The sequence below is a fragment of the Embleya sp. NPDC005575 genome, assembly GCF_040605455.1.
In the GTDB taxonomy this organism is placed as follows: Bacteria; Actinomycetota; Actinomycetes; order Streptomycetales; family Streptomycetaceae; genus Embleya.
Genome location: NZ_JBEXCV010000056.1, coordinates 1 through 24,303, shown reverse-complemented (window position 1 = coordinate 24,303; position 24,303 = coordinate 1). Strand labels below are relative to the sequence as shown.

The window sequence follows — 24,303 nt, the reverse complement described above, 5'->3', positions numbered from 1 at the left end:
GCAACGAACATGCCGTCATGCCAAGCCTCCACTCCGACCGACTACTTCCCGTCGACCCCGGTGTGCGAGCTTTCGCCCGGCGCCGGTACGAGACGGTGCGCGACCTGCCGATCCCGTCACCGCACCGGCTCGACCAGGGCGAGGCATTCGAGGCGGCGGCGGAACCGATGAGCGTCAACCCGCGAGAGGTCTTCGAACTGTGACCGCCCAACCCGCGACCCGACCCTTGTCCCGCGCGATCGACGGACGCCCCGCCGCGCCGGTGCGCATGCTCCACCTCGGCCTGGGCGGCTTCTTCCGAGCCCATCAGGCCTGGTACACCGAGCACGCCGGCGACGCCGACCGGTGGGGGATCGCGGCGTTCACCGGGCGCAGCACCGCGATCGCCGAGCGGCTGACCGCCCAGGACGGGCTCTACACGGTGGTCACCCGTGCTCCCGACCGCGACCGCTTCGAGGTGGTCGGTTCGCTCACCTCGGCGCACTCCGGCGGCGACCACGCCGCGTGGCTGGACCACTGGCGGCGGCCGGAACTCGCGGTGGTCACCCTGACGGTCACCGAGGCGGCGTACACACGCGCCCCCGGGGGCGGCCTGGATACCCGACGCGCCGATGTGAGTGCCGATATCGCCGCACTCCGCGCCGATCCGAAGGCCCCGGTATCGACAGTCGCCGCGCGGCTGCTGGCCGGGCTGGTAGCCAGGCGGCGCGCGGGCGGCGGCCCTGTGGCTGTCGTGCCGTGCGACAACCTGCCGGGAAACGGCGAGGTCACCGCACGGATGATCGGCGAACTGGCGGACGCGATCGGGCGCCCCGAATGGCGCGAGGCGGCCGCGCACGCCTCGTACGTCGCCACCATGGTCGACCGGATCACCCCGTGGACCACTGCGGACGACGTGGCCGCCGTCCGCAACGCGACCGGGCGCCGCGATGAAGTCCCCGTCGTCACCGAGCCGTTCACCGAGTGGGTGCTGGGCGGCGAGTTTCCGGCCGGGCGGCCCCGCTGGGAGGACGCCGGTGCCCGCTTCGTCGCCGACGTCACGCCGTACGAGGAACGCAAACTGTCACTGCTCAACGGCGCCCACTCGCTGTTGGCGTACGCGGCACCGTTCTGCGGGCACACCACCGTCGCCGAGTCCGTGGCCGATCCGGTCTGCCGGGTCTGGGTGCGCGAATGGTGGGACGAGGCGTCGGCCCACCTGGACTTCCCCGAAACCGCGCTGGCCGCCTACCGGGACGCACTGACGGCCCGCTTCGCGAACCCGCGCATCCGGCACACCCTCGCCAAGATCGCCGAGGACGGAGCCCAGAAGATCCCGGTGCGCGTCCTTCCGACGCTCTACGCCGAGCGGACGTCCGGGGCGATGCCGCCCGGCGCGCTCCGCGTCATCGCCGCGTGGCTGCTGCACCTGCTCGGAAGCGGCGGGATCCCCGTGCGAGACGCCGCCGCACCGGTCCTCACCGGGCCACCGTCCGACGCCGCGCACGCCGTGCTGGCCTTCCTCGATCCCGCCCTCGCCCAAGACACCGAACTGGTCGAGGCGCTCACTGCCCGCGCCTGGGAACTCGCCTGACCGAAGACGTCGTCATCGGCGTGGACGTCGGGAACCTGGGACATCCCCCGGACCGATAAGTAACAGCAGGCATACCCGGCGATGCACCACCGGGTGTTCGACCGAATCGAGGCGTTCGTTGGCGAGCACGTATGGAACTTCGCGGACTTCCGGACCTGCAACGGCGTCCACCGGGTCGACGGCAACAAGAAGGGTGTTCTCACCCGCGACCGGCGGCCCGAGTCGGCCGCTCACGCACCGCGGACCCGCCGGCGCGGACTCGACGGCCGCAAACCGTCGAACCGGCCTCGAACAGGAGAAGCACGTCATGCTCCCGGGACTGTCCGACACCGACAGCGAGGCCATCGACCGCGTCGCAACACTGCTCCACACGCCCGGACGGCTCGGTGTGGCCTTCTCCGGGGGAGTGGACTCCTCCGTGCTGTTGGCCCTGGCCGTCCGAGCGCTGGGCGCCGACCGCGTGGTCGCGGTGCTCGGCGTCTCGCCCAGTCTCGCCGCGGACGAGCGGACGGCAGCCCTGCGAGTCGCCGTGAACATCGGTGTGCGCGTGGTCGAGGTCGCCACCCATGAGGGCGAACTGCCGGCCTACCGGGCCAACGGCCTCGACCGGTGCTTCCACTGCAAGGACGAGCTGTTCGCCCGCATTTCCGCGGAGGTGGTCCGGGCGCACGGCCTGACGGCCGTCGCCTACGGGGAGAACGCCGACGACGTGGTGCGTGCGGACCGTCCCGGCGGCAGGGCCGCCATGCGCCACCGGGTGCTGCGCCCGCTTGCCGACGCGGGCCTGGACAAGGCGGCGGTCCGCCGGATCGCCGCCGCGCTGGGCCTGCCGTGCGCGGAAAAACCGGCCGCGCCTTGTCTGGCCTCGCGGATCCCGCACTTCAGCGAGGTCACACCGCAAAAGCTGGGACAGGTGGAGGAGGCGGAACGGGGCCTGCGGGGGCTGGGCTTCAGCGACTGCCGGGTCCGCCACCACGGCGATGTCGCACGGATCGAGGTGCCCGTCGCCGAGATCGTGGCGCTCGCGGGCGACCTGCGCGAGGCGGCTCTGGCCGTGGTCCGTGCCGCGGGGTTCCGGATGGTCGCCGTCGATCTCGCAGGCATGCAATCGGGCGCCTTCACGCTTTCCCTGATCGGAGTCCGCCATGGCTGAATCGTTCGCACGTCTCGACCACGAACGGATCGACCGCAGAGGGTATCCGGAGGCGGTCTTCTGCGAGGGGAAGACCCCGGACCAGGTGGGCGCGATCGCTGCCGAGCTGCGCGAGCGCGGCCGGGCTGTGGCCTTGTTCACCCGCGCCGGTCCCGAGCACGCGCGGGCCGTCCTCGCCGAACTGCCCGACGCCCGTTACGAGTCGGACGCCCGGTTGCTGGTGTGGCCGCCCGAACCGCCCGCTCCGGAGGGAGGTCTCGTGGTCGTGTTGGCGGCGGGCACCTCCGACCTCCCGGTGGCGCTCGAGGCCGAACTGACCGCCCGCTATCTGGGACGGCGCTGTGAGATGGCCGTGGACGTGGGCGTTGCCGGACTCCACCGCGTGATCGGCATGCTCGACCTGCTGCGTTCCGCCCGGGTCGTGGTGGTTGCCGCAGGCATGGACGGCGCGCTGCCCAGCGTGGTGGCGGGGCTGATCGCCGCGCCCGTCGTCGCGGTGCCGACCTCCATCGGCTATGGAGCGGCCTTCGGCGGCCTGGCACCCCTGTTGTCGATGCTCAACGCGTGCAGCCCCGGGGTTGCGGTCGTCAACATCGACAACGGCTTCGGGGCCGGGCACCTCGCCGCGCAGATCGCGGCACCCCTCCCGCCGGCGGCCGGCGCTCCATCGTGGGGGTCGGACGGCCGGGAATGAGCCCCGCCCCGTGGCCGGCTACCCCCCAGCGGTTTCGAGGACCAGGGCGGCAGGGCGCTCGGTCCCACGCATGGCCCAAGTCGTCGACAGGCCTTGCTGATCGGCGCCTGTGCCCACCCCCGCACTCAAGCTCTCGCGGCAACACATGACAACCGATTGCCGTGGCCTCCGCTGCGGACAACCATTCGGAGTATGCCCTCCTCACTCCATCCCGACAGGCTCTTGCCCGTCGACGCACAAGCACGCGCCGTCGCCCGCCGTCTCTACGAAGCGGTCCGCGACCTGCCGATCCTGTCGCCGCACGGTCACGTGGACCCTCGGTTGCTGGTCGACGACAAGCCGTTCAGCGATCCGGCGAGTCTGCTGATCTCCTCCGATCACTACGTCACGCGCCTGCTGCACGCCTGCGGTGTCCCGCTCGACGAACTCGGAGTAGGGCAGGGGCCAATGCCCGAACAGCAGGGCCGCCAGGTGTGGCGCACGATGTGTGAGCACTGGACCGCCTTCCGAGGGACCCCTGTCCGCTACTGGATGGAGGCGGAACTCGTCGAGATCTTCGGCGTGACCGAGCAGCCCGCCGCGGCCACGGCCGACCGGATCTACGACCGGATCGCCGAGCGGCTGGAGGATCCGGCCTTCCACCCGCGGGCACTGTTCCGCCGCTTCGGCATCGAGGTGCTGGCCACCACCGACGACCCCGCGGACGATCTGGCCGCTCACCGGGCACTGGCCGCCGACCCCGAGTGGACGGCGCGGGTCCTCCCCACCTTCCGACCCGACCGCTACCTGGAACCCGGTCGGAGTTGGGGAGAGGCCGTGGCGCGCCTGGGCGACGCCGCGGACATCGACACCTCGGACTACGACGGCTACATCCGGGCGTTGGAAAACCGACGACGTTACTTCATCGCGCACGGCGCCACCTCCGCCGACCACAGCCACCCGGACGTGGGCACCGAACCGCTGACCCGCGGCGAGGCCGCCCGCATCTACCGGGCCGCCTTGCAGGGCAGGGCGAGCGAAGCCGAGGGCGTCGCCTTCCGTCGACACATGCTGCTCGAGATGGCCCGCATGTCCTGCGACGACGGCCTCGTGATGACCCTGCACCCATCCGTGCGCCGCAACCATCACGCGCCCACCCACCACCGGTACGGCCCCGACACCGGCCACGACATCCCGCTGCGCGCCGAGTTCACCGAGGCCCTGCGTCCGCTCCTGCAAAGGTACGGAACCGCCGAAGGATTCCACCTGATCCTGTTCACCCTCGACGAGACCGTCTTCACCAGGGAGATCGCTCCGCTGGCCGGGTTCTACCCCTCGGTCTACGCGGGCGCCCCGTGGTGGTTCCTCGACGCCCCCGACGCCATCCGCCGGTTCCGCCGCGCGGTCACCGAGACAGCGGGATTCTCCCGGACGTCCGGCTTCGTCGACGACACCCGAGCCTTCTGCTCCATCCCCGCCCGACACGACATGTCGCGGCGACTGGACTGCGGCTATCTCGCCGAACTGGTCGCCGAGCACCGACTCGACGAGGACGAGGCGATGGAGACGGCCGTGGATCTGGTCATGGTCAACCCGCGAAAGGCGTTCAAGCTGTGATGACCGCCTCGACCCGCACCCTCGACGGGCGTCCGGCGCCGATTCGCATCCTCCATCCGGGACTGGGCGGGTTCTTGCGGGCACACCAGGCCTGCTACACCGGGCACGCGACGGACACCGCCCACCGGGGCATCGCCTCCTTCACCGGCGACGGCACCGACAACGCCCGGCGCCTGACCGCCCAAGGCGGCATGTACACCCTGATCACCCGGGGGAGCGACGGCGACCGGTACGAGCCGGATCGCGTCGGTCAGCGCGGCGCATCCGGGTGCGGACCACGCCACTCGGCTCACCGACCGGTCGTCACCGTCGAGCAGGTCCCACAACTGCGGAACGGTCCGACACGCCTCGTCGTCGACACGCCGTCCGCGTCGGGTCGTGTTCGAGCCGGCGTACCCGGCCACGTGTTGGCGGAACAGCGTGTTGATCGCGCCGAACGTGCTGCTCCACAGCCCCTTTCGCCGCGAGCCTGCGCGGCGGGGCGGGTTGCCCGCTCACCCCCAACGTCTCGCACGCCGCCAAGAACGCCTCGGACACGAACACCCGGCCCCGATCGACGACGATCGTCTCCGGCCGTTCTCGCCGATGCCGGCTGTCCTGCTGGTTTCCATGGTCGGGGTCAGTGATCGAACGCAATGAGGAAGGGGCATTCCGGGCCGTGTCGATCCGCCCTGGCCCGGTAGCCGCCGACGGCAGCCCCCTGCCGACGGATGTGGATGACATTGCCGTCGAGGTGGCAGTGGTCGCCCTGGGCCAGCAGGTTGTAGAGCGGATCGCACTTCTCGATCGCGTACATGGATTTCACGCCGTCGTACTCGACGCCGATGGCGTCGCCGTTGTCCGCGTAGTGCACTGTTTCCCCGGTGAACCTGTACATCCGCAGTTCGGACACGCACAGCACGACCTTGGCCGCTTCGGCATCGATCTCTTGCGCGTAGCTTGGAAACTCGGCCCTGATGACGTTCCGGAGCCGGCCCGCGAACCCCATGCTGGGTTCGCAGGAGAAGGAACACGGCATGTACGAGACGAGGCCGTATACGGTGTGCCGGAGGAATGGGTTGGCAAGGAGCGATGCCGCGCCTGTGGTGTTCTGCCGGGCAGCGTAATAGGTGTTGTCGCTGATCCAGTTGTTGCGTTGCCGGAAGAACTCCTGGCAGCACTTCGGGTAGCCGAGCGCGTCGCCGAAGGTGTCGTGGTCGGCGAGGTGTTTGTCGACGATCCTGCCGTCGACGACCAGCGGGTACCAGCCGGCTCCGACGGCCCGGTCGAGAGCCGAGCGGTCGCGTGCAAGGAAGACATGTGCCTCCGCGCGGTCCGTGAGGGTCGGAGTGAAGACCGCCCGGGTCGTGTTCAACCGGTCCAGCAATGCCCGAGACAGTTCTGGGGAGAACCGGTCGAAGTAGGTGTCCACGTGGTATTTCAGGCCGAGGGCCCGGACCATTCGCCGGAAGGCCTCCCAGCCTGTGGCCGGGATCCAGACGTCCATCGTCGGCTTCAGGCCGTGCGCCACTGCGATCAGCGTCGGGAGTTGCGCACCGCCGCGGGTTGCTTCCACGAAGTCGTAGTAGGGGCCGGCCCGCAGCTCCGCCACCGCGGCCACGCTCAGCGAAGGGACAACGGGGGCGCCGGACACCGAGGCCGACGTGGGGGGAGCCACGTGCCACGCCTTGGCCCCTGCCGCGGTGCGTGTGTCTTGGGACACGTCGACCGGCTTGCCGCGCGTCATCAGGGTCTCGGTGTGGGTGAGGATGTACAGCGACTCGTCGTAGCGCCCCAGATGGCGAAGTGCGAACGCGTAGCACTGCCAGAAGTAGGGGCTTGCCGGATCGTGTGTGACGCACGCGGCGTAGCGTTCGGCAGCGGCCCGGAAGTCCCCGCCGACGTAGGCCCGGTGTGCGGCGGCGAGGTCGGCGATCAGTGATTCGCCGGGCTTGCTCTCCGGTAGAGCCGGCGCGCCCTCCGCGGACAGGATGCGCACGAGTGCCAGCAGTGCGTCGCCGGGATACCAGCGGCCCACGATCGCACCCGTGTCCCAGTCCGGTGGCAGGCCGAGGGCGGCCAGGGTCTTTGCGGCTGCCGGATCGGGGCCGTTGTCAGGTGCCCCGCGGCCGGGGGTCCGCAGGCTGGGCAATGGGTTCCGTTCGGACCAACGCGCGCGATGCGCGGCGGCCCTGACGTCGAGTTCCCGGCATTCCCCGGGCGACGGGTTGGGCAGCGAGTCCCGGCATTCGAGGAATCTGCGGTCCACCGCGTCGATGAAAGCCGTGCCGAGCGGTGAGAACGTGGCGTGCTGTCGGAGTTCGCGCAGTCCCGCCTCGACCTGACCTGCGACCTGGTAGGTGCGGGCGGCGACCGCCGCGGCGTCGAACTCGGCGGGACCGGGGAGTTCAAGCAGGCGCCGGTAGAAATCCGTGACCATGGAAAAGCTGAAGACGGCGTGCAGGAGCCCACTGAGCGGCCTCGGGTCGTCGCGCCAGGGCGAGTAGTACACGGCTTCCCCGGGATCGTCGACGATCAGCGAGGCAAGCGGAGTTATCACGTTGAGCTTCTGGTGACCGTATTCGTGGACGAGCGCTTCGACGGTCTCCATCCGCCGTCCCAAGGCCAGCACGATCATGCCGGGCGCTTCCTGGAAGCTGCCGCTGACATGCAGGCCCGCGCGGGGCGAGTGCACCGGGACGATCGCCCGTAGACCCTGGGCCACTTCCTGTCCCAGGTGTTCCGAGACGGAGCTGATGGTCGCGAAGTGGTGTTCGAGCTCGGCTGTCCAGCGGCGCGCGTCGGCGGAGTCGAGCTCTGCGAAGTCGTAGTCGATCCGACCGCCGAGCCGGAGGTCGTGATCGGTCCAGTCGAGCTCCACGCCGTTGTCCAGGGTGGGAACCCGGATGGAGTCGCAGTGCCCCGGCAAGCCGGCCGTCACCAGTGCGTCGTCGATCGAAAGCCGGATCCAGGCGTCCGGCTCGGCCCCGCGAGGGCGCAGTACGACGCCGGCTCCCGGCAGGACGACACGGCCGGCCGGATCCGTTCGTACCGTGGCGGCCAGCCGGCCGCGTTCGGCCAGGAGCAGAGCGGAGACCGCGAATCGGCTGAAGTCCCGCAAGTGCGGCGCCACATGCAGATCGGGCCAATGGTCCAGGGCCCGCCGGTTCAGCAGATCCCAGGCCACGGACACCCAGAATCCGGCGCTCGGGTGGCCGAGCACCCTGCGTTGCACGTCCACCGGAACCGAGCACAAGGCCTCCACCGACTCCTCGAACGCGGTTTCCGCGAGCAGTTTCGGCCGGTGTTCGGCGAGGTGCGACGTCAACCGACGTACCCCGACGAGTGTTTGGTAGAAGCGGGCGGTGAACACGGCCCGCGTGGTACCGCGCCATCCGCTCGGCACCGCCAGCGAAGCGATCGTATCGGCATCGAGTCGAGTCACCCTACGTGTCCCTCCCGGGGTGGCCGGGCAGTTTCCGCAGGTCGTGACCGACTCGGCCGGTGACGGTGCGGATAAGTTTTTTGAGATCCGCGCAATAGACCGACGGATTCCGGAAGCCATTCTCCTGGGAATACCGGTGGGGAAAATAGCCTCCGCCACAGATCCGCACGAGGTCACAGCTCTGGCAGGTGTCGCTCAGCGTCTGCCAGCTGTGCTGACGCGACTGAACGGGCGCGGAGCGGAGGGCCTGGTCGAAACTCTCTTCGAAAATGTTCATGCCGAGGTCGCAGGCACCCGGGTAGGTAACCTTGAGCGTGTCGACTGCCTGGATCTCGCCGTTTGCCTCGACCACGATGAAATCGACCGGCTGCAACCCCCACTCCTCGGAACTGTGGGTCGCACCGAGGTAGAGCGCGATGATGTCTCGGAACCTCCTTATTCGGATCGGCTGCGGGCGTTCGTGATACCAGAGATCGAAGATCCGGAGCAGCCAGTCCGCGTAGGGAGTGCCGTCCGGGGCTCCCTTCTTTCCCGGCGGCGGCGCGTCGTGATGCCCCAGCGGCAGCAGGAAATCGATCGACGGCGGATGGAGAGACCGGAGATACGAGTAGGTCGCCACCGGATCGGCGGCCAGATCCACCACCGCCAGGACGCCGCCCCACAGAGGTCGCCCCTCCGCGCTGCCGAGCAGGGCCGCCGCCCGCTCGACCTCGTCGAACAGCGACCGTCCGGAGTGGTCGAGGCGATGCCGGTCGTTGTCGGCTCGCGGCCCGTCGATGCTCAGGCCGAAAGAGATGTCCCACTCCCGGCAGAAGGCGAGCACCTCGTCGGTGTAGGCGGTGCCGTTGGTCTGACCGTTCCACCGGATCGCGACATCCGGGGTGTTGTCGGCGACGGCTTCGCACAGTTTCCGGAGGTAGCGCACTCCGAGCAGCAGCGGTTCGCCGCCGTGCAGGATGACATCGACTTGATCGAGCCGATGCGCGACCGCGTGTTCGTTGATCCGCCTGCCGAGTTGGGCAGCCGTCGACGTCGACATGCGGAGCGGCTGTTGACGCCACGACTGGTCGGCGTGCTGATAGACGTAGCAGTAATCGCAGTTCAGATTGCACCTGGACGCGACCTTGCAGACGAACGAAACGAAGGGCTCCGGGCGTAAGTCGGTATCAGCCATCCGAAAAGTCTGGTCCCGAATAGCTGCTGAACGAGCTGAACGAATTGTGCGAACTGAATGAGGTGTGTGAGCTGGACGAGCCCAGGATCCGGCCCAGGGGCGAGTCCTCCGCCGCGGCGCCCGGCCCCGTGCGGTAGAGATCCTTGAGGATCTGTCCCAATGCGGTCCCATCGAGCGCGTCGATCGAACTCAAGTCCAGTTCCAGCTCCGCGAGATCCAGTCCCGATCCCCCGGCTTCGGACCGGACGACCGGATCCGATTCGATATCCATACGACCCCCAACGTAAGCACCGAGTTCCAGTGTTGGACGACGGCTCCGCGCTGTCAACGACACATCGACAAGGGATCTTGACCCCGGACCCTGGAATTCATGGATCTTGAGAATCCGAGAACGGATATTCACGTGGCCGTGAGGCAGTACTTGCGGAGCCGACGCGCGGATCACGCAACCCGAGTGCGACCCGAGCCCTCTGCCGGCGCAACCTCCGGACCCGAGATTCGGACCGACCCGAGCGCGCCCTCGGTCGCGGCGAAGCCGCGAAGCCGCCTCCAGGCGCCTCGCGACCGAAGGGCAATCCGTCGGCCCACGATGTCGGCACCCACGGCGAGTTCCGTAGGTGGCCTGCTTGCGTACGAACGCGCAGGGCCGGCGTCGGCGACCGCGCGGGTGGTTCCGGAGGCTTGCCGACCGGGAGCCGAGCTCACGGCACGGTTACGTCGAGGACGTATGGGCGAAGCCGACGAGAGTCAGCCGGCCGCGGCCGTGGGCGAGCGACCACGGGAGTATGCACGGAATGTTCGTGGCCGGAATCGGGCGCGGCAGTCGGCAGGCACGAGGTTTCGATCCGGAGGTCTCGCTGGCCACCATCTCCGCCCGGCCGTCGTGGATGTGGAGGACGTAGGAGCCGGGGTCGGCGGGGTTGAAGGCGTGTACGTAGACACCGTCCGGCCCTGGAACGCTTCGAGTATCAGCGGGCCGGCGCGAAGAAGGTGGTGGACGTCAAGGGCGCCTCCCACGTCGTCATGATCAGCAACCCGGATGTCGTCGAGCGCCTGATCGAGCAGGCCGCCACCGACACCCACTGAACCGCGGCTCTTCCGGCGGCAGGGCGTGCGGCCGGCGAACCCCGTCGGCACGCGCCCTGCCGCGCAGTCACCACCCAGGGAGTCACCGTGTCCTGACCGCACCGCGTCGCGGCCGTCCTGTCCGCTGAGAGCTTCTACCTGCACCCGCTCACCAACGGTTGACGAAGCGGTGCCCCGGCCCGCGGTTCGGCCGGGGCACCGTTCCCGAAGCCGAGTCCCCTCCGAAGGCGGCGGGCACGCTACGTGGCCCTCCGACAAAGGCGCCCTGCGCACGCTGTACGCGGCGGTGGCCGACGTGCCGGGCAACGGATACGCGGGCCCGCGCGGCTTCCTGGAGGGACGCGGCGCCCCGAAGCCGGCCGGCCGTTCGGCGAGGGGGCAGGGCGTCGACCGTGCGGCCGCCGGCGCGGTGACCGTCGTCACGGCCCCGGCGGGGAGCGGGAAGTCGTCGCTGCTGCGAGCCTGGGCCGACCGCCAGGACCCGTGGATGACCTTCCCCGTCACCGCGCTCGAATCCCACCCCAACGATCCGGGATGCGATGAGGCCGAGGCCACCCGGTGATCGGCGCGCCGCGTCCCCGTGCGGCATTCGTCCGGGCTCCTTTAGGCTCGTAGGCGGAGGAAGCGTCGTCGGTCGCCCGCCGAGGCCTTCCTGACGCCCGCGACGGGAGGCTCCGCATGACGACCGCCCGCGACCTGATGATCACTGCCATCGACGAGTCGCCGAACGGTTCGGTCGGGCAGGGCGAACTGTCGCTCGCGCTCGCTGGCGCCGAACTCGTCGACCTGCTGGCCGCCGGGACCGTCACCCTGGACGACGACGTCATCGTCCCGGACCCGGACATCCTCACCCCCGGCGGCACCCCGCCATTCGACGAGCCGCTGCTCACCCAGGCCGCCATGGCCTTGCGCCGGCACAAGCCGTACGAGTCCGTCGAGGACTGGTTGTGGCGCCGCGGCCGCGACCTGGCTGCGGCCTACGCGGCGGCCCTCGCCGCTGAAGACCAGCTCACGCGGCAGCACCGCCGCCGGCGACCGGCGAGGGCAGGAAAAGTCGTCGTGGCCGACTCGGCAGACCACCGGAGCGCACAGGACCGCTGGACGGCGCAGGAGCCCGTTCTCGTAGCGCTGGCCACCATGGCGGGCACTCTCGACAAGGACCGGGCCACCCCGGTGGATCCCGCGGGCGGCCCGGTCGGCACAATCCTCGCCGCGGTCGACGACGCGGCCACCGAACTCGAAGCCGTCCGCCGACGGCGCGCGATCGAACAAGCCGGCTACGACAACATCTGGCGCGCGCCGTGAGGCGGCTACGGCGCCGGCGGTCGGACTCGCGCAGTGTGGCCGGCCGAACCACAGAGCCGCGTCGAGCTGCCGGAACGCCTTGGCGGCGACGCGCCTGCTGTGGGCGTCCGCCCTGTCCGAGCATCGGGACGACCGCGAACGGCGGCTGTTGACCGCCTGCGCCCTGGCGCTCCTCATGATCTGGTGTAGTCGCCATCCCGTTCGGCGGCGAAGACGTCGAACGGGACGGTCACGTCCTGGGTGATGTCGCAGAACGCGCAACGCGACGTGCCGGTCGACTGCTTGGGCTTGTCGCCACGATTGGCTCCATCCGTGGGGTCGGTGGGGTCGGTCGCTCGTGTGCCCACGGAACGAACCGCCCCTCCGCCGGATGGCGGCGGGGTGAACGTTGCCGGGCGTGGCACTAGCATCGCGCCGATCACGCGATGCCGAACGTCGGCCGCGACCGGACCACTTCGACTCTGACAATACGACTTCGGGGGACATATATGGGGACAGAGGCCTGGTCGGCACTGGCGGGGTTATCATCGGCGACAGTCGCGTTGGCAGCGGTCGTCATCGCCATTGTCGCGTTTCGTTCGGAGAATCGACGTGCGCGATTCGAGAACGCCCGTGCTCTCCACCACGATCTGACGACCGGAGAGGTCGGTGCCGCTCGCACGATCATCGGAAATCTGCACTATGGCGGGCTCACCCCCTCCGATAGCCGCCGCGTCGGCCCGGACGAGCTGACGGCCTACTTCACGGTGCTGTGGTGTTTCGAACGGATCGAGGCGGGGCGCACCGCGTTGCTGCGCGGGGCTCTCCGCACCGACGGAACCAACGATGAGGCGGTGGGGTATCTCGACGCGTTGATCGCGTGGCATGTCGCCGAGTTCGCGTGCGGGTTCGCAGTCGCGCGAAGCCGGCTCGCCACAACGGCCAACGCGGACGTGTCGGACGGCTCGTCGAGTGCCGCGTTCTGGAGACTGTTGCAGGCCATGCAGGAACGAGGCATGGTCGATCCCCTCTACCGGGCCGGATCGTGCCCTGGGCCCGGATGCCCGTGTTCCTGCCACTCGCCCTCGCTTCCCTAGCTCGGCTCCACGCGCCGCCCGGACCGGTACCGCTGGGCCGCCGGGCGGCAGCGCGGGCATCGCGGCGGGGGACCACGCCGGGGGCCTTGACGTCGGTGCGCTGGTGGCCGGACCGGCGCGTGGGCCGGGGCGGGATGTCCGGTCGTTCGCAGTGGAGTTCGTGGTGCTTCCGGTGCGCGATGACCGGCTGCGTCCCATCGCCCAGGACCGCTACCTCGTCGCCGAGCACCTGCTGCGCGAGCCGCGTGGCCGGGCACTTGTGCGCGACGTGCCGGCGGCGCGCGTCCGACGTGGTGCCGCCGCGCCCGCGCGGGCGTGGCCGGCTCATCGCCGACTCATGGTCGTGCAGGTGCCTATCTGCATATTCGAAAGCTCCGGCGTGACGGGTGCACCAGCCGGCATCCCTGCCTGAACCACCTGTCCGGCAGGTAGCCTGTCTCTCAAGAACGAGAGTCTCGATCAAACCCGGAGCGGTTCAACCATCGTGATCACCGCTGGACAGCGCGGGGACTCGCCGCAGTTCGAACCCGTTCTGGGAAAGGTCCGCGTGCCCCGTATCGGATCGGGCCGACCACGTGTCCGGCCCGATCGCGTGAGGGCTGACAAGGCGTACGCCTCCCGCAGAAGCCGTGCCTACCTGCGCCGACGTGGCATTCGTTGCACCATCCCGGACAAGGCCGACCAGGCGCGTAACCGCAAGAAGCTGGGCTCTCGCGGCGGCCGCCGCCCAGATTCGACGCCGAGGATTACAAGGCTCGGCATGCGGTCGAGTGCGGCATCAACCGACTTAAAAGGCACAGGGCAGTGGCCACGAGGTACGACAAGCTCTCCGTCCGTACGAGGCGACGGTGCTGGTCGCAGCCGTGAACGAGTGGCTGTGACCAGCACCGTCGCGACGGCCATCAGACGACGTCGAATTCGTTGCCCTCGGGGTCCTGCATGGCGGCGGCGTAGAGCCCCATGTTCGGCTCATCCTTGGTCCGCAGCACGGTGGCACCAGCTTTCGCCAGCCGTTCCACCGTGGCCTTGACCCGCTGTGTGCGGACGTCCAGTGGGACGTCTCGGTCGCCACCGACCTTCAGGTCGAAGTGCCAGCGGTTTTTGGCGGCCTTCGGCTCCGGAACCTGCTGGAACCACACCCTCGGTCCACGTCCCGCAGGATCGATGATCGACTCCGGAATATCCCCGGCACCGGCCGGCAACTCTGCCTCGGGCACCCCCACCGCTGCCCAGTAAGCACGCCACGTGGCGTGCCCGCCCGGCGGAGGCTCAGGTACGTAACCGAGGGCCTCGGCCCAGAAAGTCACCATTCTCTGCGGATCGGAGCAGTCGATCGTCAGCTGCACTGTCATCTCCATGCTCGGAGCATCCCAGGCAGGTCTGTCAGACGATCCACTTTCGCAACAGGCCCTAGACGACAGGCGGGCCGAGACGCGGGGTCTGTGCCCCCGTTACGCGGTTGCGGTGAGGAACTGCGTCTGGATCTGAGCGGGCTTCTCGGTCATGGGCAGCTCGAAGTGGTTGACCACCGTCACCTCGGCCGCATCGTGAACCTGCCAGCCGTGCTCGTCGAGGAGGGTGAGCCAGGCGTCACGAGACTTGATGGTGTGCAGGGGGCCGGCGCCGGCGAACATCACGTCGTCCACCGTCGAGACGACGAGCGTGGAGTCGAGGCCCGCGGGGTGTACTTCGGCGGTCAGGACCAGCGTGCTGCCCTTGGCGGCACGCTGGGAGACGCCGGCGATGAGCCGGGCCACGTCGTCCGGCGTCAGGAACAGCACGAGGTGCTCGGCGACGAAGAGAGTCGGCTGCTGGGCGTCGTGACCGGCGCGGGCCAGGATAGCGGCGACGTCGTCGGTCACGAAGTTCACTTCGGCGAGGGAGACGTGGGTGGTGTCGGTGCCGAGGGCATCGAGACGGCGCGCCTTGTCGGCGATGACGTCGGGCAGGTCCAGTTCGAAGAACTGGACTCCGGTGTGCCGAAAGCGCAGGGCGCGGTCGTCGTAGCGCCGAGGTTGACGACCTGGCGCACTCCGGCCTTGACGGCGTCCAGGACGAGCTGATCGAAGTACGGGGCGCGGGGCGCCAGCAGGTCCAGGGACAGGGAGATGTCGCTGGGCTCGCCGTCCTGGTCGAGGGCTTGGAGGCCCTTCACGAGCGCGCGGCCGGCGTCGGGGTCGCCTTCGGGGGTGTGGGGGCGGTCGTACTCGACGCGTCCCAGGGCGCACACCTCGCGGATCATGGTCAGGGTCTGGTCTGCATGCGTGGTCATGAGGTGGCTCCGTTCCTTGATGCGCGCTCGTCCGGGCAGGCCCGGGCGCGCGTCGGCCTGTGCCGACGGGGGGTTCGCCGGTTTCGACGCGTTACGCGTCAGGACTCGTTGCCGTGGTTCGGCAGGCCGGCGGTGATTTTGGCGAGGAGGGCCTGGAGAGTGGCGCGCTCGTCGGGGGTGAGGGGCGCGAGGATCGACTCGTCCACGGCGATCATCGCCTCCTCGTGTCCGGAGATGAGTTCGATGCCGGTGTCCGTGGCGAAGACGCGTTTGCTTCGGTCGTCGTCCTCGAAGCGACGCTTGACCAGGTGACGTGCTTCCAGGCCGCGCAGGACACCGGAGACATTCGCGGCGCTCGTTCGTGTCGCCTCGGCGATATCGCGCTGGATGGCACCGGGATGGCGTGCGAGGTAGTCGAGTACGAACGCCTGCTGCGCACTGAGCCCGCGGGATCGAATCCACTCCTGCCCCGCCTGCAGCTGAGCCCAGTTGATCAGCTTGAGCTTCTCCAACGGGCCGGTAGGAGTTCTTTCCGGTGTGTCCATATCTCAAAGCTAACAGTTAAGGACTTGATAATCAAGTCGCTAACTGGAAGCTCGTGCTGACTCTGTCGATGGGAAGTGACCGCGGCTGTCGGTGAGTTGTGACCGCAGCTGAGGGGGTGTGGGAGTGGTATCGGTGCGTTTGGGCACCACTGTGGGGCTTGCGGTGGGAGCATCGAAGTGCTTGTCCGCCGTGAGGGGGCGCCGATGCCGCCGCTGTCCTGTACGCGGCTATCCGGAGGGCGGAGGAGGTACGTATGGAAGGGCCACTCGTCGACGGAGAGTCACCGAAGATCTCAGGTGTACCTCACGCAGTGTGAGTTCCGGCGCGGCGATACGATCATGATTCTTCCGCGTGCGTGACGTCGGGTCGTCGGGGGCCTGTGGGTTCGGGCCGCGCTGTGGTGGTGGGGGCGGGGGCGTTGACGACGATCGAGCGGACCGCGTATCCGCGTTTCAAGCGGTTGATCTCGATCCACGCGTATTCCGCCTCTGTCGGGCTGCGGAACACGTTGCACGCCTTCAACGCAGAGACCGTCGAAAGCGAAACAGCTGCCGTTCTGGATACCCGGGTACAATCCATCGTGCCGAAATGCCGGAATCCGCTGGCGACGAAGAATATATCGGCCGCACTGGTGCAGCTCACGGAAACTATCCACTCGATCACGTGGAGATCATTATGAATGACCCGAATGACGTGACTGGTGAACATAGCGTTCGAGACGCATACCTCTGGAATCCGATTCATAGAGCGGAGCAGTCATGAGTGGATCCGTTGTAATTTCTTACGTGCTCGGTGAAGGGCTGGGTGATGTTCCTCTCTCACTTCCGAGTGACCAGTTGGCGATCCTGAACGCCGAAGAGTGGGTCGTCCGCGAGCGGTGGTTCCTCGGGTCGGTCGATGTTCAGGTCGGGGGCTCCGTATGGGGTTACCGGAACACTCCGCTGCTCGACTTCGCATTGGCTCTCCGCTACGCGGTCAATATCCTGGCAGCCGACGGCGCCATTGAGTTCGATGTGGAGGGGGGCCCGAACCTTCGCCTGGAGCAGAGCGGTGACGCGGTGCGGGTGGTCGATATTCGCAGCGGAACGGAGGGGGAGTGCTCGTTCGTCGATCTGGTGGGATCTGCCGGTCGTTTCCTGCGCAGCCTTGTTGACGAGGTCACGAAGGCTCGCCCTGATGTTCTCCTCAATGATGTGGTTCGGACGGCTTTCCGGGAGTCGGGGGCGAGGCAGTTGAATCAGGAGGCGGTCGGGCGTTATTCGCACGCCGGGCAAATTCGCGGGGAACTCCTCAAGAGGCAGGTCTCTCAGGGGTGAATTTCTTGTTCCGGTCTTCATCGCCCCGGGTGGTCAGACAGTCGGGAGCCTTGTTTCTTGGTCGGGAGGAATGGTCGTGAGTGACGGGGGGCGTCAGGTCGGGGACGGTCTGTTGGACGGGGTGTTCGGGGGCGTCGCGGCCATGAGTGGCGAGGCGCGGACGCGTTCGGCCTTGTTGCTGACGGTCGCGGCGGGGGAGCGCACCAGCGGTTTCGACCTGTTGAAGACACCGGCCCACAAGGCGACTTGGCCGCGGTTTCGTGAACTCGCCGACCGGGTGGAGTGGTCGGGCGGGACCCAACTCGTCCCAAGCCCCTCTGTATTTCGAACAACTCTCCGGCCTCGCCGTCACCCACGGCCACGACGATCCGGACCTGTCCGACCCGCCGGACAGCCCCGAATACGCACGCCTGCACGCCGCGCTCGAACGGCAATGACGCCACGAACTCCCGCCCTACCCAACACGCATCGGCCTTCGCGACGTCCGCGAACGTCGCGAAGGGCAACTCCGGTCACTCTTCGACTCCTTCACCGCCACCCACCCCGGCCTCACCGCCACCATCCGCCGCTGAGCAACGCCGCCGCTGCCGCTCCGTGAGCCAGCTCCCGGGGGAAGACGTGCCCGTGCGGGTGCCGTCGACCCCGCCGACGTCACGGAACGTGAGGAAGAAGCAGGCCGCTGGTGTTACGCGCGGGCGGGGAGCGGAAGTACGGGGTGAGCCGGCGCACGGTCACCAAGGGCGGTTGACGGTGGCCAGTACGAATTCCCCACGTACGGCCAGTTGGCGTGTCACTCTCCGTGTCGTCGACGCTGTCGGGCAGGGGCAGTGCGTTTGTCACTCGTACGGCTGTGCCTGTCGATGCAGCTGCACCATCTGCCAGGCTTCGACCATGGACATGCACAGTGTGTTGCTCTATGGGTGCGCGGTGGTCGTCATCGTGTCGGGCATGCAACTCCTGGCGACGCTCGCCACGAAGGACGACGGGGAGATATCTCCTCCCCTGGCCTTGCTGCGGGCGTGGCGGCAGCCTCTCCCGAGAGCCGCCACGGGGCTGGTGGCCACCATGGTGGTGCTCGGCGCGGCCCAGACGGCTGCCCCCGCCATGATCGATGCGCTCGAGCGACGCCCTCACGGTGCGTGGTGGCGAGCCGTGACCGCCTTGATGGTGCAGTCATCGGGCTGGTTCCAACTCCTGTTCAACCTGGCCGCGCTCGCGGTTGTCGCCCCGCTCGCCGAGCGGCAGTTCGGCCCCTGGCGGACGTTGCTGGTCTTTACGGCAAGCGGCGTGACGGCACAGGTGGTGAGCATGGCCGGCTGGAGCCTCCAAGGGGGCGGGGACTCTGTGGCGATCTGCGGCCTCGTCGGCGCACTCGCCACTTGGTACGCGGCGCGCGGCAACCTCGCCGCCCTGCGGCGGGTGGCTCTCGTCATCCCCGCCGCGGGTCTTGTCCTTTGCCTCCTCACCAACAACCACGGCGTGGGCCTTCTTGTCGGCAGCGCACTGGGAGTCGGACTGGCAACCCCTGCCCGCCCGCCCCTGGCGGTCTGACTCAGCGTGACAGCGGGCGGCCAGATGCTTCCCCAGGAACTGGCCGCCAGTGGGGAATTTCAACTGGCCACTAACAGGCGGTGGCGTCGGTGTGGCCGGAGCCGCGGAAGAAGCTCCTGCCGCGCGCGACCCGGCTGGACGCCTACAAGCCGCTGGTCGACGCGATGTTCCGGGTGGACTTGGACGCGCCGCGCAAGCAGCGGCACACCACCAAGCGGATCTTCGACCGGCTGGTCGCCGAGCACGGTGCGGCCGAGTTGACGTACGGCATCGTCCGCGCCTACGTCGCGATCCGCCACAAAGAATCTCTGCACTTCACTCGATGATGGCGGGAACCTTGTGGGGTACTCCCCAGGCCCGAGTTGCCGGAGCGAGGTCACCGTATGGCGCAGTGCGGAAAAGCGAGTTGAATCGCCTGGCATGGGCGTCGTGCCCGGCCTCAGTCGTCGGCACAAGGCATCTGGACAATTACGGGGAGATTTTGACACGGTGAGGTACACCGGCCCAGGAATCGAACATGTGGCCGATGTCTTCTGGGGGTCCAGCCATGCCATCCACCCCCCTTGCACCGGACGTCGCCGCCTTTTATACCGCGCAGAGTGCTTTCTCCGACCCCAACGGCCTCGGCCGGCTTTACACCGACCTGTCGGATGATCCGGCTCAACTCGCCCGTGTAGCCCGCGATCTGATGGTCCACCGTCTGGAAGGCGAGGTGTTCTGCCATGTCATCCCGCAGGACCGCCTGCACAACGACGCCGAGACGCGCTACCTCGACGACACCTTGAGGATCATCACCGAGCGAAACGATGCTCCGTTGACGCAGCGGCGCGAGGTCGGTGACCGCTTCGTCGGGGTCTGCCGCGACTTCGCGCTGCTTCACTGTTCGTTCCTGCGCCATGCGGGTGTTCCTGATCGTCGAGGCGGCCTGGGCCGGCGCGTACGGCAACCGCATCGTCGTGCGCCACGGCGACGGCGCGGTGACCTGGTACTGCCACCTGTCCTGTCGTCGACGCCGCGTAACCGCGTGTCCTGATACGTCACCCTCGCTGAACTCCTCGAACTCGCCGAAGAGATCGAGGACCCGACCGTGGTCGACTTCGGCGCGCTCATCGCCGCCGTCGCACGTCACCAAGGCGTTGTGACAGGCATGGAGGTCTACCAAGGGCCGCGCGCGAGAGCCGCGGCGCTCTTGCATTCCCTGTCCCAGGTCCCCGCGCTGGAGGCCCACAACGCCACCTTCGCCGCTGCGGTGGCCGCCTCCTACCTCGACGACCAGGGCGTCACCATCGACCCCGACCCCGCGAAATGGGCGGCGTTGGCCGTCGACGCCGCCGAGGGACACGTCACGGTCATCGAGATCGCCGCCCGCATCCGCACCCTGACCGCCTAACCCCACCGGTTGATCGGGCGTCAGTGCCCGCTCCCAAGACTTTGCCGAGGCCCTGGTGCGCCGGGGTGGTGGCTGGGCAGGCTAGTTTGCTCGGGTGAGTCTTCTTGATGATGTGGCCGAGCGCGACGGCTGGCGGTGCTGGGTGTGCGACGAACCGGTCGACCCCGACAAGTCGGTGAACGACCCGCGGGGGCCCAGCGTCGACAGCCGGACCGCCGACCGGAAGGCCAAGGTTGCCGAGCGGCTCGCGCACCGCGGGTGCAACACCCGCAAGGGCGCGGTCAAGGTGGTGATCGCCTGGCCGGACCGCCTGTACGTGGTCGAACCCGCGCCGCTGATCACCGTTGCCGGGAGGCTGGAGCGCAAGGGGGGCCGCGAGATGGTGGGCCGTTGTCCGACCAGGAGGGACGCCCAGGAGGCGGCGGATTGGCTGGTGGACCGGTTCTCCCGACTGGTACCGGGCCTGCCGGTGACCGCCGACATCGAGGCGGGCGGCGGCCAGTTTCTCGTCGTCCTGGCCACCGGCCGCCGCTGACCGCGTGCCGCTCCGGCCACGCATGCCCTGACCCCCTGGCCGTTACCGTCCTGCAGGACGGTAACGCGGTCCACGCGCGTGCGTCGAGACGCCCGGAATCTCAGCCGACAGGCCAGAAGATTCCCTGTCCACGCTCTTGCCCAAGCTGCGGACGTGCGGGGGTGCAGACGACATGCCGCCAAGCTGTTCCAAGCCGCCGGTGACGCCGGGGACAAAGCGGCATTGTTCAGAGCGGCTTGGCTCAAGCGCGCCCCGGGAGCATGCAGGACGCGCTGCGCTTGCTACGCGAAGCGTTCGATGCGGGACAACACGAGGCCCGCATCGAGGTGGCGGAGATCCTCTTGCGCAATGACCTCGCCGGCAGGCGGAAGATATTTCAAGACATGTCAAAAAAGGTCACCCTTGGGCGTTTGTATGGCTGGCCAAGTTGATGACACAAGACCCTGAGGGTGCGGAGCAGTTGCTACGAACCGGCGCCGCCGCAGGAGAGGGCGACGCGCTTGTCGAGCGTGCCCGTGCACGATTGAGGCGGGGGGATCGTCGGCAGGCCGAGTGCCTTTTCCGGGAGGCAGCGAACGCAGGTGAGACGGACGCGCTGATCGATCTGGCCGACCTCGCCCGTCGGGATGGAGACCACGACGGCGCGGAAGCACTGATGCGCGAAGCGGCGGACGCTCGGCATCCGCATGCACTGGTCGACTTGGCGCTCATGCGATTGCACGAGACGGACCGAGAAGGCACGGAAGAAATCCTGCGCGAAGCCGCAGACCGGGGAGATGTCCTGGCACCCGTCATGTTGGCCTGGATACTCGGTGAAACACCATCTGAGGATGACATGGATCGCCTGTTCGACCGCAGTCGCGGAATCGATCCGGTCCGGAAGCTGATGTGGTTTTTGTTCGAGCAAGGTGACCACGCGGCTGCCAAACGCCTGGTCGGTGAAGCCGCCGATGCGGGCATCACCTTCGGACGCGTACCCGGTACCGACGCGCCGGGGGTGCCTCCCGCCGGCTTGGAACCCGACGGCACCGAATCCATGCCCTGGTGAGATGCGCGTCCAAGTCGGTGATTGGGGTACAGGCGACGCCGCGGCGGCACTGCCAGGGGTGGCAACCTGGTGAACTCGCGTATTCGACTGTCGCGTGTTCATCGGCTGGTCCGCGCTTTGGGTCACGTGTGTGATCGCTGGGGGCGTATCGTTTCCAGGTTCCGCCGCTCTCCGTGGCAAGTCTCCCCGTCCCTGCTCCCGTTCCGCCACCCGTTCGTGTGGAGCCGGTAACGGGTGAACGAAGGGCGATCGTGGCGCGGGGAACCTGACCGGCTCCTCGACCCTGCACTGCGGACCGACGCCTCCCGCCTCAGCGGTGCAGCCGCACGGTGGCTTGTTCGGGTTGGCGGGCAGTGACAGCCCCACGTCGCGGGCGGGAATGTCGACGGCTCGCACACCGGATCACGTACAACGCTCTCGTCTCGGCTGGCACCACCACGACCGGCTCTACCCGCCCGCGATCTCGCGACGCCTGGGTGCCTGCAGCCCCCGCGGCATGTCCAGGGCCAACCGCCACTCCTACACGTGGCGACGTCGTCGGGGATGCCGCACGCGGCCCGTCGGGCGACCTTGGCCGGGTCGGCGTCCGGCGAGGCCGGGTCCCAGCCCCTTGGGCAGGAACAGCCGCCAATTCCCGCCAAGTCCTGTGAATTACTTGCCCGTCGCCGGGTGTGACGTCAAGTCCCGGCGGAACACGAGCATGACGACGTCGTCCCGGTTGTAGCTGCCGCCGCCGCTGACCGTGGCGGATACGTGCTCCAGTCGCCGGCCCTCGCTCTCGACGATCTCGATCACATCCCCCAAACCATCCTCCCCGAGGTACAGCCGGGCGCATTGCCCAAGAGGGCATGCGCCCGGCTGTGGTCGGTCAGTAGGCCACCGTCGGCTCTACATCCAGGACCGCCTTGCCCGCGATTCGCCGGTCCAGTAGCGCTTGGGCGGCCTCGGCGACACGCTCCCAGGAACCGCGCCAATCGACCTCTGGGGAAAGCCTCCCCGCTGCCACAAACTCCAGCAGGGTTGCCAGGTCCGGGCCGACCTCATGGACGTCGCCGAACGTGTTCATCGTCTTGGACGGCCCCACGGAGAACAGTGAGTAAGGCGCGAACACGGCCGGTTCGTCGGAAGCCCAGCCGATGTTCTGCACACTCCCACCCGGCGCGAGGAGTTCCCAGGCTGCGACCAGCTGCCGGCCGCCGACATTGTCGAGAATGAGGTCCACCGGCTGGTCGATGCCTTTCAGGCCGACCACCACTTGGTGGGCGCCCAGCTTGGCCAAGCCGGCGGCACGCGTCGACGATCCCACCGAGGCGATCACATGAGCACCCCCCAGGGCCGCGAGCTGGACCGCGTAGCGGCCGACGCCGCCGGCCGCGCCGGTGATCAGTACTCGTCGGCCCAGGATGGAGCGGGAGCGCAGCGTGCGTAGCGCGGTGATGCCGGCCATCGGCAGCGCGGCGGCGTCAGCGAGGTCGACCAGGGCGGGAACTTCGGCCACCGCAGTGGTGTCCACGGCCATCCGCTGGGCCCACGCCCCGGCTCCGAATGCCGTGACCCTGGCTCCTACGGACGGTCCGGTGCCGTCCGTCGCGGCACGTACGACGACACCGGCGGCGTCATAGCCGTGAACGGTCCCGGCCGGAAGTCGCCCCGCGAACGCCACCTCGCCGCGGTTGAGCGAGATGTGCTGGACATCGACCACCAGCTGATGCGGTGCTGCCTGGGGTTCTGCGGCCGACCCAAGACGCAGGGATCCGGGAGCGTCGGGATCGACGACGAGCGCGTGCATGACCATGTGGCCTCTCTGTAAGACTTGCATTATGCGGACCATCAGTCCGGTTGATTGTCACGGTAGTATGCGGACTAACAGTCCGTCTAGCTGAGGGGTGCCGATGCCTGAACAGCGGGCCGAACGCGCCGACGCGGTTCGTAACCGTCGCGCGGTGCTACGCGCGACCGAGCAACTCTTGACCGAAGGCGGCGGGGACCATGTGTCTCTCGACCGCGTTGCTGCCCTTGCCGGAGTCGGGAAAGGTACCGTCTTCCGGCGCTTCGGCAACCGCGCCGGATTGCTGCAGGCGCTGCTGGAGGAGAGGTCCCGGGAACTGCGCGACGCGGTCAGGAACGGGCCCCCACCCCTGGGGCCCGGAGCGCCCACGTCGGAGCGAACGCTCGCCTTCCTGGATGGGCTCGGTGCGATCGCCGAAGGCAACGCCACCTTGCTGTCCGCGCATGGGCAAGCCTGCGCGGCGGACAAGTACGACGATCCCAGCTACCAGCTCTGGCACCGTCATCTGAGCACCTTGTTCGCCGACGGAAGTCCAGATCTCGACGCCGGCTTCCTGGCCCACGCCGTGCTCGCAGTCTTCGACGGCGACCTGATCCGCCACATGACACCGCCTGACGACCCTCGCCGCTTCACCCGTGCCGTCCAGCAGATGGCCATGGCGCTCCTCCGCCGTGACTGATGGGAGTATCAGGATTTAGGTGTACGGGGTCTCGTTCGAGTGAGTCGGGGTTTCGACTCGGTTTCGTTCGTTTGGTCGTCGCCGGTTCGGCTCAGG

The 24,303-nt window shown here is 68.5% G+C and carries 30 protein-coding genes and 3 pseudogenes; 21 read left to right on the top strand and 12 right to left on the bottom strand.

All coding sequences use genetic code 11. The annotated features are described in order from the left end of the window. Nucleotides 1–17 precede the first annotated feature (17 nt). The 6 genes and pseudogenes from ABZS54_RS20240 (at nt 18) to uxaC (ending at nt 5,016) form a co-directional block, all read left to right on the top strand. Nucleotides 18–203 (top strand): hypothetical protein, encoded by a 186-nt coding sequence (locus ABZS54_RS20240; protein ID WP_355537515.1) that lies wholly within the window; start codon nt 18–20, stop codon nt 201–203. Beyond that, on the top strand, nt 200–1,573 hold the full coding sequence (locus tag ABZS54_RS20235) for a mannitol dehydrogenase family protein (protein WP_355537512.1): 1,374 nt from the start codon (nt 200–202) through the stop codon (nt 1,571–1,573). The genes ABZS54_RS20240 and ABZS54_RS20235 overlap by 4 nt, the downstream gene beginning before the upstream one ends. A gap of 81 nt (nt 1,574–1,654) precedes the next feature. After that, nucleotides 1,655–1,762: pseudogene (locus ABZS54_RS20230) on the top strand (hypothetical protein); the annotation flags it as partial. 118 nt (nt 1,763–1,880) lie between these two features. Then, nucleotides 1,881–2,726, top strand: a complete 846-nt coding sequence (locus tag ABZS54_RS20225; RefSeq protein ID WP_355537509.1) for an ATP-dependent sacrificial sulfur transferase LarE — start codon at nt 1,881–1,883, stop codon at nt 2,724–2,726. After that, nucleotides 2,719–3,420: a nickel pincer cofactor biosynthesis protein LarB gene (gene larB / locus ABZS54_RS20220; protein WP_355537506.1), complete on the top strand. Its 702-nt coding sequence runs from the start codon at nt 2,719–2,721 to the stop codon at nt 3,418–3,420. The genes ABZS54_RS20225 and larB overlap by 8 nt, the downstream gene beginning before the upstream one ends. A gap of 192 nt (nt 3,421–3,612) precedes the next feature. Next, nucleotides 3,613–5,016 (top strand): glucuronate isomerase, encoded by a 1,404-nt coding sequence (uxaC, locus tag ABZS54_RS20215; protein ID WP_355537503.1) that lies wholly within the window; start codon nt 3,613–3,615, stop codon nt 5,014–5,016. A 308-nt stretch (nt 5,017–5,324) separates the two neighbouring features. Here uxaC and ABZS54_RS20210 read toward each other — a convergent pair. The 4 genes and pseudogenes from ABZS54_RS20210 to ABZS54_RS20195 all read right to left on the bottom strand — a co-directional run. Beyond that, nucleotides 5,325–5,589, bottom strand: a pseudogene (locus tag ABZS54_RS20210) (transposase); the annotation flags it as partial. A gap of 46 nt (nt 5,590–5,635) precedes the next feature. Then, nucleotides 5,636–8,560: an HEXXH motif-containing putative peptide modification protein gene (locus ABZS54_RS20205; protein ID WP_355537501.1), complete on the bottom strand. Its 2,925-nt coding sequence runs from the start codon at nt 8,558–8,560 to the stop codon at nt 5,636–5,638. Beyond that, nucleotides 8,442–9,614, bottom strand: a complete 1,173-nt coding sequence (locus ABZS54_RS20200; protein ID WP_355537498.1) for an FxsB family cyclophane-forming radical SAM/SPASM peptide maturase — start codon at nt 9,612–9,614, stop codon at nt 8,442–8,444. Before ABZS54_RS20200 ends, ABZS54_RS20205 begins: the two co-directional genes overlap by 119 nt. Beyond that, entirely contained in the window at nt 9,607–9,885 is a 279-nt protein-coding gene (locus tag ABZS54_RS20195; RefSeq protein WP_355537495.1) for a hypothetical protein, read from the bottom strand. The genes ABZS54_RS20200 and ABZS54_RS20195 overlap by 8 nt, the downstream gene beginning before the upstream one ends. Before the next feature lie 1,101 nt (nt 9,886–10,986). Between ABZS54_RS20195 and ABZS54_RS20190 the strand changes: the two genes are divergently transcribed. Together ABZS54_RS20190 and ABZS54_RS20185 are read left to right on the top strand one after the other, a co-directional pair. Further along, on the top strand, nt 10,987–11,262 hold the full coding sequence (locus ABZS54_RS20190) for a hypothetical protein (protein ID WP_355537492.1): 276 nt from the start codon (nt 10,987–10,989) through the stop codon (nt 11,260–11,262). A 116-nt stretch (nt 11,263–11,378) separates the two neighbouring features. Further along, on the top strand, nt 11,379–12,005 hold the full coding sequence (locus ABZS54_RS20185; RefSeq protein WP_355537489.1) for a GPP34 family phosphoprotein: 627 nt from the start codon (nt 11,379–11,381) through the stop codon (nt 12,003–12,005). Between the two features lie 173 nt (nt 12,006–12,178). Here ABZS54_RS20185 and ABZS54_RS20180 read toward each other — a convergent pair whose 3' ends face one another. Then, nucleotides 12,179–12,352 (bottom strand): hypothetical protein, encoded by a 174-nt coding sequence (locus ABZS54_RS20180; protein ID WP_355537486.1) that lies wholly within the window; start codon nt 12,350–12,352, stop codon nt 12,179–12,181. Between the two features lie 195 nt (nt 12,353–12,547). Here ABZS54_RS20180 and ABZS54_RS20175 point away from each other — a divergent pair, with 195 nt between their 5' ends. From ABZS54_RS20175 to ABZS54_RS20165, 3 genes and pseudogenes are all read left to right on the top strand, one after another. Further along, nucleotides 12,548–13,081, top strand: a complete 534-nt coding sequence (locus ABZS54_RS20175) for a hypothetical protein (protein ID WP_355537483.1) — start codon at nt 12,548–12,550, stop codon at nt 13,079–13,081. A gap of 151 nt (nt 13,082–13,232) precedes the next feature. Then, nucleotides 13,233–13,493: a hypothetical protein gene (locus tag ABZS54_RS20170; protein ID WP_355537480.1), complete on the top strand. Its 261-nt coding sequence runs from the start codon at nt 13,233–13,235 to the stop codon at nt 13,491–13,493. 69 nt (nt 13,494–13,562) lie between these two features. After that, nucleotides 13,563–13,906: pseudogene (locus tag ABZS54_RS20165) on the top strand (transposase); the annotation flags it as partial. A gap of 77 nt (nt 13,907–13,983) precedes the next feature. Here ABZS54_RS20165 and ABZS54_RS20160 read toward each other — a convergent pair. From ABZS54_RS20160 to ABZS54_RS20140, 5 genes are all read right to left on the bottom strand, one after another. Further along, the gene (locus tag ABZS54_RS20160; protein ID WP_355537477.1) at nt 13,984–14,439 is read right to left on the bottom strand and encodes a VOC family protein; all 456 of its coding nucleotides are present in this window, start codon (nt 14,437–14,439) and stop codon (nt 13,984–13,986) included. Between the two features lie 93 nt (nt 14,440–14,532). After that, nucleotides 14,533–15,030, bottom strand: a complete 498-nt coding sequence (locus ABZS54_RS20155) for a class I SAM-dependent methyltransferase (RefSeq protein ID WP_355537580.1) — start codon at nt 15,028–15,030, stop codon at nt 14,533–14,535. Next, entirely contained in the window at nt 14,949–15,353 is a 405-nt protein-coding gene (locus ABZS54_RS20150) for a class I SAM-dependent methyltransferase (RefSeq protein ID WP_355537589.1), read from the bottom strand. Before ABZS54_RS20150 ends, ABZS54_RS20155 begins: the two co-directional genes overlap by 82 nt. A gap of 98 nt (nt 15,354–15,451) precedes the next feature. Continuing rightward, nucleotides 15,452–15,898: a MarR family transcriptional regulator gene (locus ABZS54_RS20145; RefSeq protein ID WP_355537474.1), complete on the bottom strand. Its 447-nt coding sequence runs from the start codon at nt 15,896–15,898 to the stop codon at nt 15,452–15,454. Nucleotides 15,899–16,235: 337 nt separating this feature from the next. Then, nucleotides 16,236–16,562, bottom strand: coding sequence for a hypothetical protein (locus ABZS54_RS20140; protein ID WP_355537471.1), 327 nt, complete (start codon nt 16,560–16,562; stop codon nt 16,236–16,238). Nucleotides 16,563–16,657: 95 nt separating this feature from the next. On the opposite strand from ABZS54_RS20140, the gene ABZS54_RS20135 reads away from it, so the two are divergent. The 9 genes from ABZS54_RS20135 (at nt 16,658) to ABZS54_RS20095 (ending at nt 21,739) form a co-directional block, all read left to right on the top strand. Beyond that, nucleotides 16,658–17,215, top strand: coding sequence for a hypothetical protein (locus tag ABZS54_RS20135; RefSeq protein ID WP_355537468.1), 558 nt, complete (start codon nt 16,658–16,660; stop codon nt 17,213–17,215). 260 nt (nt 17,216–17,475) lie between these two features. Next, on the top strand, nt 17,476–17,652 hold the full coding sequence (locus ABZS54_RS20130; protein ID WP_355537465.1) for a hypothetical protein: 177 nt from the start codon (nt 17,476–17,478) through the stop codon (nt 17,650–17,652). Nucleotides 17,653–18,106: 454 nt separating this feature from the next. Then, nucleotides 18,107–18,766: a rhomboid family intramembrane serine protease gene (locus ABZS54_RS20125; RefSeq protein WP_355537462.1), complete on the top strand. Its 660-nt coding sequence runs from the start codon at nt 18,107–18,109 to the stop codon at nt 18,764–18,766. Between the two features lie 80 nt (nt 18,767–18,846). Beyond that, nucleotides 18,847–19,092 (top strand): hypothetical protein, encoded by a 246-nt coding sequence (locus ABZS54_RS20120; protein WP_355537586.1) that lies wholly within the window; start codon nt 18,847–18,849, stop codon nt 19,090–19,092. A gap of 221 nt (nt 19,093–19,313) precedes the next feature. Then, complete coding sequence (locus tag ABZS54_RS20115) at nt 19,314–19,799, top strand: hypothetical protein (RefSeq protein ID WP_355537459.1); 486 nt, start codon at nt 19,314–19,316, stop codon at nt 19,797–19,799. Between the two features lie 54 nt (nt 19,800–19,853). Continuing rightward, entirely contained in the window at nt 19,854–20,156 is a 303-nt protein-coding gene (locus ABZS54_RS20110; protein ID WP_355537456.1) for a fic family toxin-antitoxin system, toxin component, read from the top strand. Between the two features lie 94 nt (nt 20,157–20,250). Then, nucleotides 20,251–20,691: a hypothetical protein gene (locus ABZS54_RS20105; RefSeq protein WP_355537453.1), complete on the top strand. Its 441-nt coding sequence runs from the start codon at nt 20,251–20,253 to the stop codon at nt 20,689–20,691. A 260-nt stretch (nt 20,692–20,951) separates the two neighbouring features. Further along, the gene (locus tag ABZS54_RS20100; RefSeq protein ID WP_355537450.1) at nt 20,952–21,122 is read left to right on the top strand and encodes a hypothetical protein; all 171 of its coding nucleotides are present in this window, start codon (nt 20,952–20,954) and stop codon (nt 21,120–21,122) included. Then, nucleotides 21,119–21,739 carry a hypothetical protein gene (locus tag ABZS54_RS20095; protein WP_355537447.1) on the top strand — a complete coding sequence of 207 codons (621 nt, stop codon included), beginning with the start codon at nt 21,119–21,121 and terminating at the stop codon, nt 21,737–21,739. The genes ABZS54_RS20100 and ABZS54_RS20095 overlap by 4 nt, the downstream gene beginning before the upstream one ends. Nucleotides 21,740–22,390: 651 nt before the next feature. On the opposite strand, the gene ABZS54_RS20090 is transcribed toward ABZS54_RS20095, so the two are convergent. Both ABZS54_RS20090 and ABZS54_RS20085 read right to left on the bottom strand, forming a co-directional pair. Next, nucleotides 22,391–22,543, bottom strand: coding sequence for a hypothetical protein (locus ABZS54_RS20090; protein ID WP_355537444.1), 153 nt, complete (start codon nt 22,541–22,543; stop codon nt 22,391–22,393). 64 nt (nt 22,544–22,607) lie between these two features. After that, nucleotides 22,608–23,528, bottom strand: coding sequence for a zinc-binding dehydrogenase (locus ABZS54_RS20085; protein ID WP_355537577.1), 921 nt, complete (start codon nt 23,526–23,528; stop codon nt 22,608–22,610). A 103-nt stretch (nt 23,529–23,631) separates the two neighbouring features. On the opposite strand from ABZS54_RS20085, the gene ABZS54_RS20080 reads away from it, so the two are divergent. Continuing rightward, nucleotides 23,632–24,207 carry a TetR/AcrR family transcriptional regulator gene (locus ABZS54_RS20080; protein WP_355537441.1) on the top strand — a complete coding sequence of 192 codons (576 nt, stop codon included), beginning with the start codon at nt 23,632–23,634 and terminating at the stop codon, nt 24,205–24,207. Nucleotides 24,208–24,303: the final 96 nt, after the last annotated feature.